Source organism: Streptomyces sp. NPDC002994, from assembly GCF_040611155.1.
In the GTDB taxonomy this organism is placed as follows: domain Bacteria; phylum Actinomycetota; class Actinomycetes; order Streptomycetales; family Streptomycetaceae; genus Streptomyces.
In genome coordinates, this window is record NZ_JBEXNQ010000001.1 from 161,397 (window position 1) to 177,339 (window position 15,943).

Consider the following 15,943-nt stretch of genomic DNA (forward strand, 5'->3'; position numbering starts at 1 on the left):
GATCGGGTAAGGTAAGGCTTACCTGCAAACGATCGCGATTCGGTGGTCCCCTGCATGACCGTCCCCGCTCTTTTCCCCGGTGTCACCGCCTCCCCCGTCGCGGCCTCCTACGCCCGCCTCACGGAGGTTTTCTCCGGTCTGCGCGTCCACGAGCTGGCGGACGGGGAACAGACGCCCCGGGATGGCGGCTGGGTCGGGGCCGCCGAGCTCGCGGCCGGTGGCGCCGCGCTCGACGCCTTTCTGGCCTGGGACAACGCGCAGGTTCTGCGCGACTACGGCCAGCAGGCCCGCCCCGACGTCGTCGCCAGCTTCGGCCTCCACCGCTACGCCTGGCCCGCCTGCCTGCTGATCACCGTGCCGTGGTTCCTGCACCGCCGGGTACCCCGCGTGCCCGTCGAGGACGTCGCGTTCCAGCGGACACTGGGCCACATGACCGTCCGCGTGCGGGAATTCGTCTGCCTGCCGGGCGACCCGGCCGCCGCACTGCCCGGCGCCCGCGTCGTACCGGACGAGGAGGCCCTGCGCGGTGAGGTACGGGACGCCGTCGCCCAGCACCTCGGTCCGGTGCTCGACGGCTTCGGGCCGCGGATGCGGCGCGGAAAGCGCGCGCTGTGGGGCATGGCGACGGACGACGTCGTGGAAGGGCTCTGGTACATCGCGCACCTGCTCGGCGAGGAGCGGCGCGCGATGCGGGAGCTGGAGGAGCTGCTGCCGGGTACGACCAAGCCGTACGCCGGGACGGCCGGCTTCCGCGAGCTGACCGGACCGAACGGTGAGTCGCTGCCGACCCGCGACCGCGCGAGCTGCTGCCTCTTCTACACGCTGCGCCCGGACGACACCTGCGTGACGTGTCCGCGTACGTGCGACGCCGAGCGCGTACGGAAGCTGAGCGAGGAAGCCGCGGCGGCAGCGGCGGAAGCGATCGCGGCGGTCTGACGGCAGGGCCACCTCCCCGCCACCGGCACGCCACCCGATCAGGTGGCATAAATCGAACTCAACTGGCCTGCCACGTACTGTGGTTCGACCAGATCGCACCTATTCGCGTGCCCTGGCACTCCCTTGGCGTCCTCTTGCACCGAAAGCCTCTTTGGGCCACTCGGGTTCCGCCAATATGGCGCCCGATACGCCCTACGCGATGCAAGGGACACCGCACATGAGACTGACCGACATATCGCTGGACTGGCTGCTTCCGGGTGGCGTGATGCTCGCGGGGGTCCTGGCGGCGGTTGCGGTGCTCGCGCGCGGCAAGCGCGCCGGTGGCAAGGCCGCAGCCGACGACTCCTGGGAACGCACGGAGGAGCGGCGCAGGCGGAAGGAAGCGATCTACGGGATCGCCTCGTACCTGCTGCTCTTCTGCTGCGCCGCGGTCGCCGCCGCACTCTCCTTCCACGGCCTGGTCGGCTTCGGCCGGCAAAACCTCAACCTCACCGGCGGCTGGGAGTACCTCGTCCCGTTCGGCCTCGACGGCGCCGCCATGTTCTGCTCGGTGCTCGCGGTGCGCGAGGCCAGCCACGGTGACGCGGCCCTCGGATCCCGCCTCCTCGTCTGGCTGTTCGCCGGCGCCGCCGCCTGGTTCAACTGGGTGCACGCGCCCCGGGGCCTCGGCCACGACGGCGCTCCCCAGTTCTTCGCCGGGATGTCGCTCTCGGCCGCGGTGCTGTTCGACCGGGCGCTGAAGCAGACCCGCAGGGCCGCACTGCGTGAGCAGGGCCTGGTGCCGCGTCCGCTGCCGCAGATTCGGATCGTACGGTGGCTGAGGGCCCCCAGGGAGACCTTCGGTGCGTGGTCGCTGATGCTCCTGGAGGGCGTGCGGACGCTGGACGAAGCGGTCGAAGAGGTGCGCGAGGACGTACGCGAGAAGGAACAGAACCGCATGCGCCGGCGCGACCACCAGAAGCTGGAACGCGCCCAGTTGAAGGCCATCAACCGGCAGCACCGGGCCTGGGGGCGCGGTCGTGTCGGCGGCGGGCGGCAGGTCGTGGAGGTCTCGGCCATCGCTCCTGGTTCGGGCTCCGCACCGCCTCAAGCGGTCGCGGAGCCCGCCATATCAGAACCCGGACAACTGCCGCTTCGACAAAGGCCCTCCCTTCAGGCCGTGAAAGGCGCTGAAAGGGTGACGACCGTAGACCTCACCGCCGAGGACGACACGCAGGCTCTGCCACGGCTCGACTCGCTGGAGCGCAAGCTCAAGGACCTTGAGCAGCAGTTCGGCTGAGGCGACGCGCGGGCTCGGCAGCGGGCGTGGCGGCGGTCCCGGCGGTTACGCCGGCCCGCCGCCGCCCATGTCGAGTTCGAACCAGACCACTTTTCCTACGCCTTGCGCCCGTACGCCCCACGCGTCCGCGAGCGCCTGGACCAGTACGAGGCCCCTGCCGTGCGTACCGTCGTCGGCCGACGGGGTGTACGGCTGCGGGTGGTGGGCGACGAAGTCCCGTACCTCTACCCGGAGCCTGGAGGCGGCGACGGTGGCCGTGACTTCGGCGTCGTGTTCCGTGTGGACCAGGGCGTTGGTCACCAGCTCGGTGGTCAGGAGCTCGGCGACATCCGTGGAGCTCTGATTCTTCCGGTTCCTCAGCAGCAGTTCGCGCACAGCGTGCCGCACCTCCGGAACCGCTGTGAGCTCCGCATGCCCCAGCCTGCGTCGCAGCTGAATGAGTGCCCCCTCCCCGTCCGTTTCGGCCTCCGCCTCCGCCCTCCCCGGCGCCGGCGACGGTCCTCGCACGGTGGCACCACGTCCGCTTGCCTGCTGCCCTGTCATAGCCCCCACCCGCACGCCGGATCGACTCCTTCTCTCGAACTGGTTCACGCAATGCATGCCCCGCACGCGCAATGGCACTCATGTCCATTAGTCAAATAAGCGGCGTGCGGGGAATATCCGGACCTGGAGGAGAGCCCGCCGACCGCCGGCGGTTCACTGGGACACTGGTCCACATCGATATTCCGGGGGGCGAACATGAACCAGCTGCCCGGGCGAGGAACCACGCCCCGAGGGCCTTACGCCCCACGACTTGGCCGGCACCTACCGCACCACCGCGAACAGATCCCTGACCCTCAACCAGGACGGATCGTTCACCACGACGGGATGGCCCTCAGATCTCGAAAGTGCCACGGGCGAGCCCGAGAAGAGAACCGCCTCCGGCACTTGGGAGCTTACGGCCGGTGACGACCGCCTCGACTGGCCCGTCTCATTCACCTTCCACGAGCATCAACGTCGGCGGAAGCCGCGAAAACCCTCATCTCTTCGAGTTCATCGGCGACCCCGACAGCTGTGACCTCGACACTTTCAAACGCGAGCCGCGGGCGCACTAACGGTCGAGTCGGGCTGGAGGCCGAGTTCCGTGTCCAGGCCCAGTGCGAACGCCAGGTCGACGTCGAGGTCCGCGTCGGCCTCGAACGTCGCGCCGATACCGGCCGCCCCCGCGCCCGTACCCGCGCCGCCGAACACCTGCGCCCGCAGCCCCTCATTGATCCGCGCCCCCGCCTCCGGGTCCAGCACCAGCCGCCCGCCCAGCGCGATGTTCGCGTCACCGGCGGCCGTCTGCGGGAGGAGCCTCGTCCTGGTCTCGTCCAGTACGCCGAGCCGCGCGCCGGGCTTGCCCTCCCCCACCGTGGCCGTGACGACGTGGGTCCTCAGGTCGACCGCGAGGTCCTTGACGAAGACGACCGCCCTGTCACCTCTCGACAGCCGGACGCCGCCGTCGAGCATGACCCTGCCGCCCAGCAGCTTCCTGTCCCCGTGGGCGATCCTGCTGCCCGCACGGGCCTTGAGGCCGAACCCGCCCGCGTCCAGCTGGACCGCGCCGTCCACGGGGGCCGCCGCCGTGCCCTGCCCCGCCGGGCCGATGGCCGCGCCGAGGTCCAGCTTGAGCATCCCGGCCCTGATCGGCGTACCGGACGCGGGGGCGCCCGCGTCCGCCGCCGGGGGCTCCTTCGCGGCCTGCGGCCCGGCGGCGGAACCCAGGACCGAGGTGACCGCGTCAGGCACTACGGCGATCGCGGCGGGCGTGGCGATGACGACGGCGGCCGCGGCGGCGGCGGAGATACGGCCGCGGCTGAAGCGGCGGGTGAAAGACATGCGCGTCACTGGCGTCACAGCCCTTTCGCTGACTCGGGTGGGGGGAGATAGCAGCCGGTCGTTGTGAACCTTCCGCGACACGCCGCTTCCGCCCCGCCCCGGCCCGCTATTCCACTCGTACGGACCTACGGCCTCGGTACGTTGCGCAGGTTCGAACGGGCCATCTGGAGCATCCGCCCCACCCCGCCGTCCAGCACCATCTTGCTCGCCGACAGCGCGAAGCCGCTCACCATCTCGGCGCGGATCTTCGGCGGGATCGACAGGGCGTTCGGGTCGGTGACGACGTCCACCAGCGCCGGGCCCTTGTGCTTGAAGGCGTCCTTGAGCGCGCCGGCCACATGCTTCGGCTTCTCCACCCGTACGCCGTACGCGCCACAGGCCCGCGCGACCGCCGCGAAGTCCGGGTTCTTGTTCGCCGTCCCGAACGACGGCAGGCCGTCGACCAGCATCTCCAGCTCGACCATTCCGAGGGAGGAGTTGTTGAAGACGACCACCTTCACCGGCAGGTCGTACTGCACGAGGGTGAGGAAGTCGCCCATCAGCATGCTGAAGCCGCCGTCGCCGGACATCGAGATCACCTGGCGGCCGCGGTCCGTGAACTGGGCGCCGATCGCCTGCGGCATGGCGTTGGCCATCGAGCCGTGCGTGAAGGAGCCGATGATGCTGCGACGCCCGTTGGGAGTGATGTAGCGGGCCGCCCAGACGTTGTTCATCCCGGTGTCCACGGTGAACACGGCGTCGTCGTCCGCGAGTTCGTCGAGGACGGACGCGACGTACTCGGGGTGGATCGGGATCCGCTTGTCGACCTTGCGGGTGTACGCCTTCACCACACCCTCGAGCGCGTCCGCGTGCTTCTTCAGCATCCGGTCGAGGAACTTGCGGTCGGACTTGGCCTTCACGCGCGGCGTCAGGCAGGTCAGCGTCTCGCGTACGTCGCCCCAGATCGCCAGGTCCAGCTTGGAGCGCCGGCCGAGGCGTTCGGGCCGCACATCGACCTGGACGATCTTCACGTCGTCGCCGTTGGGGAGGAAGTCGTAGTACGGGAAGTCCGTGCCGAGGAGGATCAGCAGGTCGCACTCGTGCGTGGCCTCGTACGCCGCGCCGTAGCCGAGCAACCCGCTCATGCCGACGTCGTAGGGATTGTCGTACTGGATCCACTGCTTGCCGCGCAGCGCGTGCCCGACGGGTGACTTGACGCGCTCCGCGAATTGCATGACCTGCGCGTGGGCGCCGGCCGTGCCGCTGCCGCAGAAGAGGGTGACCCGTTTCGCCTCGTCGATCATGCGGACGAGCTTTTCGAGTTCCGCGTCCGCGGGGCGTACGGCCGGACGCGACGTCACCAGTGCGTGCTCCGTTGCCCGCTCCGGGACCTGCTCGGACGCCACGTCGCCGGGCAGCGACACCACGCTGACACCGCTGCGGCCGACGGCGTTCTGGATCGCGGTCTGGAGCACGCGCGGCATCTGTCTGGGACTGGAGATCAGCTCGCAGTAGTGGCTGCACTCGCGGAACAGCTGGTCCGGGTGGGTCTCCTGGAAGTACCCGAGGCCGATCTCGCCCGACGGGATCTGCGAGGCGAGGGCGAGGACCGGGGCCATGGAGCGGTGGGCGTCGTACAGGCCGTTGATCAGGTGCAGATTTCCGGGGCCGCAGGAGCCGGCGCAGGCGGCGAGCCTGCCGGTGATCTGGGCCTCGGCGCCGGCGGCGAAGGCCGCGGCCTCCTCGTGCCTGACCTGGATCCAGTCGATCCCGGGGGTGCGCCGGACGGCGTCGACGACGGGGTTGAGGCTGTCGCCGACGACGCCGTAGAGGCGTTGCACGCCGGCTTTCACCAGGATGTCGACGAACTGCTCCGCCACCTTCTGCTTGGCCATGGGTTGCGTATGCCTTCCGGGGAGACGGTCGGTTCTGTCTCTGCTCTCTGCCGACTCCATCAACCCATGCGGTACGCCGTTACGCCTCCCAGACCGCCACCGCCGTACGGTCGTCGGCGTACCCCTTCACCCGCAGGCCGGTGTCCGCGAGGTACTCGGCGAGGCCGGGCGGGTCGGCGGGTGCCCAGCGTTCGGCGAGTTCCTTGGCGAGGGCGGGCTCGCCGCGCAGGGGGTCGGCGAGGCCGCCGCTGCACAGGAGCAGGGTGTCACCCGGGCGGGCCACCGAGGCGCGGAAGCGGAAGGGCTCGGTGGGCGGCGGCACGCTCTCGACGTACGGCGACGGGGCCGTCGTGATCCCCAGGTCCATGGTGAGGCGGTCGCCCTCCGGGGTCTCGGACGGGACGGAACCGAAGCCGACGACGGGCGCGCCGGTGACGGCGGCGGGCTCGGGGACGGGGGGCTCGATGTCCTGCCAGGCGCCGCCGCGCAGCCGGAACAATCCGCCGCCGCCGATGCCGAAGAAGACCCTGGTCCGGCACGCGGGGTCGGCGGGCAGGAGGAGGCAGCGCAGGCTCGCTGTGTACTCCTCCGGTTCCAGGCCCAGTTCGGACGCGCGGGCCCGCAGCTTGCCGTAGCTGCGGTCGGTGAGGCGGTGCAGGCCGGACTTGAGGTCGCCCCGGCGGCCCGCCCGTATGTCGTCGGCGAGCCGTGCGTGGCTGCGGCCGACGGCTTCGCCGATCCAGCGGCAGGCGTCGGCGGCGGCCAGGTGGGCGTTCTCGGCGGCGCGGGCCCCGCCGGCCACCGCGACCAGGACGAGCGCGTCCTCGGCGCGGCCGAAGCGGGCGGTGAGCAGGGCGTCGCGGCGGGGTTCGCCGCGGTAGCGGGCGGAGTCACCGCGGATGGAGGCGGCGCGCAGGGTGTACGTGCCGTACCGGGCGCCGTCGAGCACGGTGTCGGCCACGAGAGCACCGAGCTCGCACGGGTCGGCGGCGGGCAGGGCGCTGGGCTCGGCGTCGTAGGTGGGCGGCCGGTCCCCGACGAAGCCGGCCCGGGGCGGACGCCCCTGGTCCTCCAGCGGGGACGCGGGTCGCGGATCGGCGTGCGGGCGCTCGGGAGGCGCTGGGGCGTCCCGGGGGGTGCGGGCCTCTGGCATGCGGTGGGACGGGGCGGGCGGCGCCGGCCGCCAGTCCTCCGGGGGCGCGTCCCCCCGGGACGGCGGCGGGACCGACTCCCGGCGGGCGGACGGCACTTGGGGTACGCCGGGCGGCTCCCAGGGGGCACGCTGCGGGGCGATGACGGGCGGCGCGGGCGGTCGCGCGGGAGCGGGCGGCGTCGGCGATTGCGGTGCGGGTTCCGGCGTAGCCGGTGGCGGTGGGTCAACCCCGTCCGAAGGCCCTGCCTCGGCCTTGCCCGGCCGCCGTGGCCCGGGCGAAGTCGGGCGGTCCGGTCCCGGCTCTGCCGGAAGCCGCGACTGCAGGAGCTGCGGCTCGGCCGGATCCGGGGCCTCGGCGGGTGCCGGTGGCCAGGGCGGCCGCTGCGGCGGTTCGGGTTCCCGCGCCGGCTCCGGGCGCGGCTCCTGCACGACTCCCGACGAGGATGGCGGCGGTGGGGACACTGCGTTCGCTGCGGAGTCGAAACGGGTGTCCAGGGTGTCGTCCGGCTGCACGGAACCCGTGCCCGGGGTGGGTTCGTCGTCGTACAGCCGGCTCCACCACGCGTCCTCGTCCTGGGTGCGCCTCTCCCCCTGCTGGCTCATGCCCCTATTGTCCACCTCAACGGCCGTACGAAAACGGGGCATCGGGAAAAATAAGTCCGCCGGGCGACCCCACCCCCCACGGGAGGGACGCCCGGCGGACGGTCCACGGACCGCTGCCCCACCTTGACGCGGGTCCACGTCTCGCCGCCGTCGCACGAGTACGGCGTGCAGCCCGAGTGCCCAGAGGCGCTGAGGCCAATCTTCTCGCCCATCTTCACGGTGTGCGGGGCGAGTTCGTACGCCCGGTCCGCCTCCGGCCCGTGACATCGCCGTACTGGCCGCGGGCGCTCGCCCTCCCCTGGTGAATGAGGGGTGGTGCAGGGATGATGCGTACGGCGGGTTTACGCCGTGGCCGCTTCCCGCCACCAGCCGGTGGGCAAGATCGGGGCGACGGTGCGCAAACGCGCGGAATCGAAGCGTCCGGGGAGGGTGTGGAGGGGTGCTGGGAGCTATCGGTCTCGACGAGGCCCAGGAGTCGACGTACCGCGCGCTTGTCGCGCTCGGCGCCGCGGAGGTCCCCGACCTCGCGCACCGGCTGACGCTGCCGGAGGCCGATACGGAACGTGCGCTGCGCCGCCTGGAGCGGCAGGGGCTCGCGGCCCAGTCGTCGGCCCGTACGGGACGCTGGGTGGCCGCGCCGCCCGAGGTCGCGCTGGGCGCGCTGCTGACCCGGCAGCGGCACGAGCTGGAGCAGGCGGAGCTGACGGCGGCGCTGCTGGCGCAGGAGTACCGGGCGGAGGCGGCCGAGCCCGCGGTGCACGATCTGGTCGAGGTGGTGACGGGCACGAGCGCGGTGGCGCACCGCTTCGTACAGCTTCAGCTCGGCGCCACCGAGGAGGTGTGCGCGCTCGTCACGGGGCATCCGATCACGATCAGCGGCATGGACGACGAGGCGCAGCAGCGGGCGGCGACGCGTGGCGTGACGTACCGGGTGGTGCTCGAACGGGAGGTTCTCACGCTGCCCACCGGGATCGTCGAGCTGTCGGCGGCGCTGGGGCGCGACGAGCAGGTACGGGTGGTGGAGAAGGTGCCGACGAAGCTGGTCATCGCGGACCGGACCACCGCGATGGTGCCGCTGACGGGGCGCGGGGCGGAGCCCGCGGCTCTCGTCGTCCACGCGAGCGGGCTGCTGGAGTCGCTGACCGGGCTGTTCGAGGCGGTGTGGCGGGAGGCGCTGCCGCTGCGGCTGGGGGCGGACGGGACGGCGTCGGAGGAGGGCACGCCGGGCCCCGACGCCACGGATCTGCACGTGCTGTCGCTGCTGCTCGCCGGGATGACGGACGCGAGCGTCGCCAAACAGCTGGAGCTGGGCCTGCGGACGGTGCAGCGGCGGGTGAAGGGGCTGATGGAGCTGGCGGGCGTGACGACGCGGCTGCAGCTCGGCTGGCATGCGTACGAACGCGGGTGGGTGGCCAGGGGTTGACGGGGTCGGCGTGCGCGGACGCACTGCGGAAGCTCGCGGGGACTCTCGGCCCCTCCGGCGATTGAGGAGCGGGGTCCGGGGCGGCGCCCCGCAAGCGGCGCGATGAAGCCGGCCCCCCGTCCCACCGCTCGCCCCGACGGCCGCTCCGACCTGCGGCGACAGCCCGGTTCCCGCACCCTGGACAGATGGGCGTGTGGCAGCTCCTTCTGGTGGGCTTCGTCATGCTGCTCGGCCTGCTCGGCGTACTCGTGCCCGGCGTGCCGGGGCAGGCGATCGTCTGGGCGGCCGTGCTGTGGTGGGCCCTGGAGGACAAGACGGTGCTCGCCTGGGGCGTACTGATCGGCGCGACCGCACTGATGCTGCTCAACCAGGCGCTCAAGCCCCTGCTGCCGACCCGCCGCCGCCAGGAGTCGGGCGCCCCGCTGCGGACGCTCATGGTGGGCGGGATCGCCGGGATCGTCGGGTTCTTCCTGCTGCCGGTGGTGGGCGGGATCGCGGGATTCATCGGAGGCATCTACGGGGTGGAGCGGGCGCGGCTCGGCAGCCACGGCGGCGGCTGGGCCTCCACCCGTACGGTCATGCGCGCCGTCGGATACCCGGTGCTCGTGGAGCTGTTCGCGTGCCTGCTGGTGGTCGGCACGTGGGCGGGTGTGCTGATCTGGGGCTGAAATTCATGGGGATGCGGCGGAAGTCCTAGGCCGTCGTGCCGATGTGCGGGGCGGGTCGCGCGTGTGAGGCTGACGCCATGACCGCATTCAGCGAGGCCGAACGCGCGTACCTCAAGACGCAGCGCCTGGGACGGATGGCGACCGTCGACCCGAAGGGCCGTCCGCAGGCCAACCCGGTCGGTTTCTTCCCGCAGGACGACGGGACGATCCTGGTCGGCGGCCACGCCCTCGGTACGACCAAGAAATGGCGCAACCTCCAGGCGAACCCGAGGGTCGCGCTGGTGGTCGACGACATCGTGAGCCTGAAGCCGTGGGCAGTGCGCGGGGTGGACATCCGGGGCGAGGCCGAGCTGCTGACCGGGCCGCACGAGCTCGGGCCGCACTTCAGCGAGGAGCTGATCAGGATTCACCCGCAGAAGATCCACAGCTGGGGTCTGGACTGAGTCACGGTTCGCGCGTTACGCCGTCCAGAGGTGCCGCACGGCGTACGACCGCCAGGGCCGCCAGTCGCCGGCGCCCGCCTCCCCGTCCGGCGCCACGTCCGGGTCCCCAAGTGCCCGCATCCGGATCAGTCCCGCGGTCCTCGCGGTGATCCCGGGCAGCGCGCGCAGCGCCCGCTCCGCCTCGTCGCGGTCCGCGCCGGGATCCAGGCGTACGACGCCGTCCGCGAGCGCGGTCGCCAGCGACCGCAGCGCGGGGTCGTCCGCCCCGGTGAGGGCGCCCGGCTCGGGGAAGACGTGCGTCAGCGTGCCGCACGGCTGGTCCAGGACCTTCCCGTACGCCTCGATGAGCCCCACCGCGGCCTCCCGGCCCACCAGCGCCCGTACCGCGTACTCCTCCGGATCAGCCGCGCCCGGCGAACGCAGCCCGGGGCGGGCGGCCACCAGCGGCGCCAGCGCCGGGTCGGCCGCGAGCCGCTCGTCGACGGCGTACGGGTCGGCGTCCAGGTCGAAGAGCCCGCGCAGCCGCTGGACGGCGGTGGTGAGGTCGCGCAGGTCGGTGAGGTGGATGCGGGCGTCGAGCCAGCCGGTGTGCGGGGCCTCGTCCACGGCGGCGATGCCCGTTCCGCACGGCAGGCGCAGGGTGCGCCGGTAGGTGCGGGCGCCGGGCTCGCCGGTCATCTCCTCGACGCGCGGCACGGCCTCGCTCGCCAGCAGGTCGAAGATCTCCCGGGCGGCGTACGCCCCGCGATAGGCGAGTCGCAGCGGAATCCCGGCGGCGAGGGCGGGCCCCGCGCCGGTGCCCGCGCCCGCGGTCCTGGTTCCGGACTCCGTCCGCAGGAGGCTGGGGGTGCGGGCGTAGATCTGGCGGATCGTGTCGTTGAACTGCCGCACGCTCGCGAAGCCGGAGGCGAACGCGATCTCCGTGACGGGCAGTCCGGTGGTCTGGAGCAGCACGCGCGCGGTGTGGGCGCGCTGCGCGCGGGCGAGGGCGACGGGGCCGGCGCCGAGCTCGCCGGTCAGCTGCCGCTGCACCTGCCGGGTGCTGTAGCCCAGCCGGCCCGCGAGCCCGGGCACGCCTTCGCGGTCGACGATGCCGTCGCCGATCATCCGCATCGCCCGGCCGACGACATCGGCGCGGGCGTTCCAGTCCGCGGATCCGGGTACGGCGTCGGGGCGGCAGCGGCGGCAGGCCCTGAAGCCGTTGCCTTGGGCGGCGGCAGCCGTGGGGTAGAAACGCACGTTCTTGCGCTTGGGGGTGACGGCGGGGCAGCTCGGACGGCAGTAGATGCCGGTGGTCGCGACGGCGAAGAAGAACTCGCCGTCGAAACGCGCGTCGCGGCTGGTCACCGCCTCGTACATGCTCTCTTCGTCCATCACGCCATCCAGTGTGCGGCAGTGGTGGGCGGCGGGCTGGCGGGATTCGGACACGGCGTCCGGGGTGGCGGGGCCCCGGGCGGGCTGGATGTTGCCGCAAGCGGCAACTCTCAGCCCCTCCGGCGCTTGAGGAGCGGGGTGCGGGGCAGCGCCCCGCGTCGCGGCGGAGCCGCACACCCCCCCAGGGCCTAGCGCCGCCCCCCGGCGCGCTTGGCGGCGAAGTTGGCGCGGCCCTGCGCCGACTTCAGCCGCCACTCGCGCCCCATCTCCGCCCGCAGCCTCGCATCGGTCTTGGCGACGATGCGCCGGTTCTCCCGCAGCAGCTTGCGGTAGCTCTCCAGCCGGCGCTCCGGCAGCGATCCCTCCTCCAGCGCGGCGAGCACGGCGCAGCCCGGCTCCGACTCATGGGCGCAGTCGTAGAACCGGCACCGGGCCGCCAGTTCCTCGATCTCGGAGAAGACCTGCCCGACGCCGGCCTCGGCGTCCCACAGCCCCACCCCTCGCAGTCCGGGCGTATCGATGAGCACTCCCCCGCCGGGCAGGGCGAGGAGATTGCGGGTGGTGGTGGTGTGCCGGCCCTTGCCGTCGACTTCGCGGGTGGCCTGCACATCCATGACGTCCTCGCCGAGCAGCGCGTTGGCCAGCGTCGACTTTCCCGCACCGGACACCCCGAGCAGCACGCTCGTACCGCCCGCTACGACCGCGGTGAGTACGTCGATGCCGTCGCCCGTCGTGGAGCTGACAGCCAGCACCTGCACGCCGGGCGCGGTGGTCTCCACGTCGTCGACGAGGTACGAGAGCCCGGTCGCGTCGGGCACGAGGTCGGACTTGGTGAGGACGACCAGTGGTTGGGCGCCCGACTCCCAGGCGAGGGCCAGGAACCGTTCGATCCGCCCGAGGTCCAGTTCCACGGCGAGCGAGACGGCGATGATCGCGTGGTCGACGTTGGCCGCGAGGATCTGCCCCTCGGACCGGGTGGAGGAGGTCGAGCGTACGAACGCGGTGCGGCGCGGCAGGTACGCCCGTACGAACTGCGGGTCGCCGACGGGGTCGATGGCAGCCCAGTCGCCGGTGCAGATGACCCGCAGTGGATCGTGCGGAGTCACGTACGTGGTGTCGCCGTGGACGACGCCGTCGGCGGTGAGGACGTCGCAGCGGCCACGGTCGACCCGTACGACACGGCCGGGCAGCAGCCCCTGCGCGGCGTACGGAGCGAATTCGGCAGCCCAGCCTTCGTCCCAGCCGTAGGGGGCGAGGGCGTGCTGAGTGTCAGAAGAAGAAGACGTGTTGAGGGAAGCGTTGAACAAGGGGAACCCTTCGAAGGGTGGCCCCGGCAGCGCGCTCGGCGCGCGGAAGAAGTGTGGGTGTCAGCCGGAGACCACGGGGGTGGCAACGATGATGAACTCCTGAATGCGGGCAGTGCCCGTCACCGTGACAGTCATCAATGTCCTCACCTCCTGCTTCCTCAACGAACCAACGAGCAGCACCATAACCCCGCCCCGGAAGACGGCACCAGCGATTATTTCCGGTGACAGTCCAAGCGCATGTGGTGGAGGTGGGCAATGCCTGAAGAACCCGGTGTCCATGAATTGCGGCTGGGCATTTATGCCACTCAGCAGCAGGCTGCTGAGATCAAGGAACACATCACCAGGGTGCTGTGCCCGGATCCGGAACACGCCCCGCCGTGCCCGGTCCCGTGGTCGATGTTCATGGTGCACATGTCGGATCTCGAGGCCCGCGAACTTCATCCGGGGCTGGTCGAGCAGGCCGAGGCGGAGAAGCGGTTTCGTCCGTAACCGGCAGTGGGGCCGGATTGCGTCTGCGCGGTCGGCCCCGCTTCGGGCTCATCCCGCCGGCGGGAAGGCCTGTTCGGTCCAAATGGTCTTTCCGGAGCGGGTGTAGCGCGTTCCCCACCGCTGGACGAGTTGCGCGACGATGAACAGGCCGCGTCCGCCCTCGTCGTCCTCCCCGCTGTGGCGCAGGTGCGGTGAGGTGTGACCGGTGTCCGCGACCTCGCACAGGAGCGTACGGTCGCGGATGAGGCGCAGGTGCAGCGGCCCGGCGGCGTACCTCACCGCGTTGGTGACCAGCTCGCTGACGACGAGCTCGGTGGCGAACGACAGTTCCCGCAGCCCCCAGTCGCGAAGCTGCCCGGTGGCCAGACCCCGGGCATGGCTCACGGCGGACGGTTCCGCGGGCAGCTCCCATTCGGCGACCTGCGAGGCGCCCAGTTCGCGGGTGCGGACGAGCAGCAGGGCCGTGTCGTCGGCGGTCTGACCGTCCGGTACGAGTTCCGACACGGCCCGGTCGCACAGTTCCTCCAGCGACGCCTGCCGGTCGCTGAGTACCCGTCCCAGGGTGTCGAGTCCGTGGTCGATGTCCCGGTCGCGGGCTTCGACCAGGCCGTCGGTGAAGAGGGCCAGCAGACTGCCCACGGGCAGCTCGATCTCCATGGACTCGAACGGCAGGCCACCGAGGCCCAGGGGCGGCCCGGCCGGCAGGTCCGGGAAGGACAGCCGGCCGTCCGGGTCCACGACCGCCGGCGGCAGGTGCCCCGCCCGGGCCATGACGCACCGTCGCGAGACCGGGTCGTAGACCGCGTAGAGACACGTAGCGCCGGTGGTCACATCGTCGAAGGTGCCGTCGAGCGTGCCGAGCTCGCCCCACTGTTCCTCCGCCGACTGCCCGACCAGATCGTCCAGCCGCGTCAGCAGCTCGTCGGGCGCCAGGTCCATCTGGGCGAACGCGCGTACGGTCGTGCGCAACCGGCCCATGGTGGCGGCCGCCTGCAGGCCGTGGCCGACCACGTCCCCGACGACGAGTCCGACGCGGGTCCCGGACAGGGGGATGACGTCGAACCAGTCGCCGCCGACGCCTGACAGGTCGTCCGTGGGCAGGTAGCGATGGGCCAGATCGACCGCCGACTGCCGCGGCACGTGCTGCGGCAGCAGCTGGCGTTGCAGGGCGAGGGCCGCGGTGCGTTCGCGGGTGAAGCGGCGGGCGTTGTCGATGGACACCGCCGTACGGGCGACCAGCTCGTCGGCCAGCGCGATTTCACCGTTGTCGAAGGTGGCCTTGTCGGTGTCCCGGACGAAGGTGACGAGGCCGAGGGTGCTGTTTCCGGCCCGCAACGGCACGACCAGGGTGGTGTCGTCGAGCACGAGCCCGCCGGAGGAGAGGCTGCGGTGCTGCGGCGAACCCGGCGGGTAGGCCACAGGGGGTCCCCCCCGCCCGCCGGCACTGCCCCCTTCGGCTTCCCCCGCTGCCGAGCGGCAGGCGACCCGTACCAGCGCCATCTCCCCCGAGCCGCCGGTGGCCGGCACGTCGCCTTCCAGTACCGCTTTCGCGAGGTCGACCGTAACCGTGCCGGCGAACTCCGGGACCGCCACCTCGGTGATCTTCTCGGCGGTGACCAGGACGTCGAGCGCGGTGCCGATTCCGCGGCCCGCCTCGACGAGCAGGGCCAGCCGCTGCTGGGCCTTGTAGCGGTCGGAGATGTCGAAAGCGTCCTCGCACAGTCCGAACACGTGCCCGTCGGCGTCCTGGAGCCGGTAGTAGGAGCAGGACCAGAGGTGGTCCGTTTCCGGGTCGCTGGGGGGCCGGCCCAGGAAGTGCAGGTCGAGAATGGGTTCGCCGGTGTCGAGCACATGGTGCATGACCGCGTCGAGCGTGCGTGGATACCCCTGGGTGACGAACCTGCCCTCGGCGTACAGCTCGTCGGCCCGCAAGCCGCTGAACTCCGCGAACGGCCGTCCGATTTCGCGTTCGTACGCCGTGTTGCACCAGGTCAAACGCAGGTCGGTGTCGTAGATGGCCAGGCCGACGGGTGACTGCGTGGCCAGCCCGTGCAGCAGGGCCAGCCGGGTCTCCCACACCCGGAGGTCCTTCAGTTCCGTCGCGACGACGACGCGCTCCGCCGTGCCGGGGCCCGGCAAGGGACACACCGCGGTCGCGAGAAGCAGCTCGTGCCCGTCCCGGTGCCGGGCGACGCGGATCTCGTTTCCCCGCAGCGGAGTCACGAGGGGCGGGCCGCCGGCCGGCGTCGGAACGGAGGCCGAGCGGGATGGCAGGATCATCCCCAGGGGCTGTCCGACGATCTCGTGCGGCCGGTAACCGAGCAGCTCCTCGGCCGCGGGACTCCATCCGATGACCGTGTCCCGGGCGTCGACAACCGCCGTGGCCGCCCTGGTGACGTCGAGGGGACCACGGAAGTCGGCACTCTGCGCCGCGTTCCACGCACTCATGGCGCCACACCAGCCCGGTTCATCACCTACAGAATCCGCCGTGCCCAGGGCAGGCACAACCGCGGTACGCCCACGCACCGGCAGCC

General features: G+C 71.9%; 13 protein-coding genes. 6 read left to right on the plus strand and 7 right to left on the minus strand.

Annotated features, from left to right (window positions below; translation table 11 throughout):
• Positions 1 to 54: 54 nt before the first annotated feature.
• Positions 55 to 936, plus strand: a complete 882-nt coding sequence (locus tag ABZX79_RS00720) for a (2Fe-2S)-binding protein (RefSeq protein WP_355249663.1) — start codon at positions 55 to 57, stop codon at positions 934 to 936.
• Positions 937 to 1,153: 217 nt separating this feature from the next.
• Positions 1,154 to 2,215: a DUF2637 domain-containing protein gene (locus tag ABZX79_RS00725; RefSeq protein WP_355249664.1), complete on the plus strand. Its 1,062-nt coding sequence runs from the start codon at positions 1,154 to 1,156 to the stop codon at positions 2,213 to 2,215.
• Positions 2,216 to 2,260: 45 nt separating this feature from the next.
• On the opposite strand, the gene ABZX79_RS00730 is transcribed toward ABZX79_RS00725, so the two are convergent.
• The 4 genes from ABZX79_RS00730 to ABZX79_RS00745 all read right to left on the minus strand — a co-directional run bounded on the left by ABZX79_RS00730 (position 2,261) and on the right by ABZX79_RS00745 (position 7,705).
• The gene (locus tag ABZX79_RS00730) at positions 2,261 to 2,815 is read right to left on the minus strand and encodes an ATP-binding protein (protein ID WP_355250041.1); all 555 of its coding nucleotides are present in this window, start codon (positions 2,813 to 2,815) and stop codon (positions 2,261 to 2,263) included.
• A 468-nt stretch (positions 2,816 to 3,283) separates the two neighbouring features.
• Complete coding sequence (locus ABZX79_RS00735; RefSeq protein WP_355249665.1) at positions 3,284 to 4,075, minus strand: hypothetical protein; 792 nt, start codon at positions 4,073 to 4,075, stop codon at positions 3,284 to 3,286.
• Between the two features lie 125 nt (positions 4,076 to 4,200).
• Positions 4,201 to 5,949, minus strand: a complete 1,749-nt coding sequence (locus tag ABZX79_RS00740) for a pyruvate dehydrogenase (RefSeq protein ID WP_355249666.1) — start codon at positions 5,947 to 5,949, stop codon at positions 4,201 to 4,203.
• 79 nt (positions 5,950 to 6,028) lie between these two features.
• Positions 6,029 to 7,705, minus strand: coding sequence for a protein phosphatase 2C domain-containing protein (locus ABZX79_RS00745; protein WP_355249667.1), 1,677 nt, complete (start codon positions 7,703 to 7,705; stop codon positions 6,029 to 6,031).
• 439 nt (positions 7,706 to 8,144) lie between these two features.
• Here ABZX79_RS00745 and ABZX79_RS00750 point away from each other — a divergent pair, with 439 nt between their 5' ends.
• The 3 genes from ABZX79_RS00750 to ABZX79_RS00760 all read left to right on the plus strand — a co-directional run bounded on the left by ABZX79_RS00750 (position 8,145) and on the right by ABZX79_RS00760 (position 10,239).
• Positions 8,145 to 9,128 carry a helix-turn-helix domain-containing protein gene (locus ABZX79_RS00750; protein ID WP_355249668.1) on the plus strand — a complete coding sequence of 328 codons (984 nt, stop codon included), beginning with the start codon at positions 8,145 to 8,147 and terminating at the stop codon, positions 9,126 to 9,128.
• Between the two features lie 185 nt (positions 9,129 to 9,313).
• Entirely contained in the window at positions 9,314 to 9,796 is a 483-nt protein-coding gene (locus ABZX79_RS00755; protein WP_355249669.1) for a DUF456 domain-containing protein, read from the plus strand.
• Positions 9,797 to 9,873: 77 nt separating this feature from the next.
• A complete protein-coding gene (locus tag ABZX79_RS00760; protein WP_355249670.1) occupies positions 9,874 to 10,239 on the plus strand; it encodes a PPOX class F420-dependent oxidoreductase in 366 nt (121 codons plus the stop codon).
• A gap of 15 nt (positions 10,240 to 10,254) precedes the next feature.
• On the opposite strand, the gene ABZX79_RS00765 is transcribed toward ABZX79_RS00760, so the two are convergent.
• Together ABZX79_RS00765 and rsgA are read right to left on the minus strand one after the other, a co-directional pair.
• Positions 10,255 to 11,613 carry an AlkA N-terminal domain-containing protein gene (locus ABZX79_RS00765; protein WP_355250044.1) on the minus strand — a complete coding sequence of 453 codons (1,359 nt, stop codon included), beginning with the start codon at positions 11,611 to 11,613 and terminating at the stop codon, positions 10,255 to 10,257.
• A 188-nt stretch (positions 11,614 to 11,801) separates the two neighbouring features.
• Entirely contained in the window at positions 11,802 to 12,920 is a 1,119-nt protein-coding gene (gene rsgA, locus ABZX79_RS00770) for a ribosome small subunit-dependent GTPase A (RefSeq protein WP_355249671.1), read from the minus strand.
• Positions 12,921 to 13,175: 255 nt separating this feature from the next.
• Between rsgA and ABZX79_RS00775 the strand changes: the two genes are divergently transcribed.
• A complete protein-coding gene (locus ABZX79_RS00775; RefSeq protein ID WP_355249672.1) occupies positions 13,176 to 13,409 on the plus strand; it encodes a hypothetical protein in 234 nt (77 codons plus the stop codon).
• Positions 13,410 to 13,457: 48 nt separating this feature from the next.
• Here ABZX79_RS00775 and ABZX79_RS00780 read toward each other — a convergent pair whose 3' ends face one another.
• Positions 13,458 to 15,857: a SpoIIE family protein phosphatase gene (locus ABZX79_RS00780; RefSeq protein WP_355249673.1), complete on the minus strand. Its 2,400-nt coding sequence runs from the start codon at positions 15,855 to 15,857 to the stop codon at positions 13,458 to 13,460.
• Between the last annotated feature and the right edge of the window lie 86 nt (positions 15,858 to 15,943).

What these genes read in the sequence shown, in the direction of transcription:
- ABZX79_RS00775 (WP_355249672.1), top strand. Translation starts at nt 13,176, where the DNA reads ATGCCTGAAGAACCCGGTGTCCATGAATTGCGGCTGGGCATTTATGCC.
- ABZX79_RS00745 (WP_355249667.1), bottom strand. Translation starts at nt 7,705, where the DNA reads ATGAGCCAGCAGGGGGAGAGGCGCACCCAGGACGAGGACGCGTGGTGG.
- ABZX79_RS00740 (WP_355249666.1), bottom strand. Translation starts at nt 5,949, where the DNA reads ATGGCCAAGCAGAAGGTGGCGGAGCAGTTCGTCGACATCCTGGTGAAA.
- ABZX79_RS00720 (WP_355249663.1), top strand. Translation starts at nt 55, where the DNA reads ATGACCGTCCCCGCTCTTTTCCCCGGTGTCACCGCCTCCCCCGTCGCG.
- ABZX79_RS00725 (WP_355249664.1), top strand. Translation starts at nt 1,154, where the DNA reads ATGAGACTGACCGACATATCGCTGGACTGGCTGCTTCCGGGTGGCGTG.
- ABZX79_RS00765 (WP_355250044.1), bottom strand. Translation starts at nt 11,613, where the DNA reads ATGGACGAAGAGAGCATGTACGAGGCGGTGACCAGCCGCGACGCGCGT.
- ABZX79_RS00730 (WP_355250041.1), bottom strand. Translation starts at nt 2,815, where the DNA reads ATGCATTGCGTGAACCAGTTCGAGAGAAGGAGTCGATCCGGCGTGCGG.
- ABZX79_RS00755 (WP_355249669.1), top strand. Translation starts at nt 9,314, where the DNA reads ATGGGCGTGTGGCAGCTCCTTCTGGTGGGCTTCGTCATGCTGCTCGGC.
- ABZX79_RS00760 (WP_355249670.1), top strand. Translation starts at nt 9,874, where the DNA reads ATGACCGCATTCAGCGAGGCCGAACGCGCGTACCTCAAGACGCAGCGC.
- ABZX79_RS00780 (WP_355249673.1), bottom strand. Translation starts at nt 15,857, where the DNA reads ATGAGTGCGTGGAACGCGGCGCAGAGTGCCGACTTCCGTGGTCCCCTC.
- ABZX79_RS00735 (WP_355249665.1), bottom strand. Translation starts at nt 4,075, where the DNA reads ATGTCTTTCACCCGCCGCTTCAGCCGCGGCCGTATCTCCGCCGCCGCC.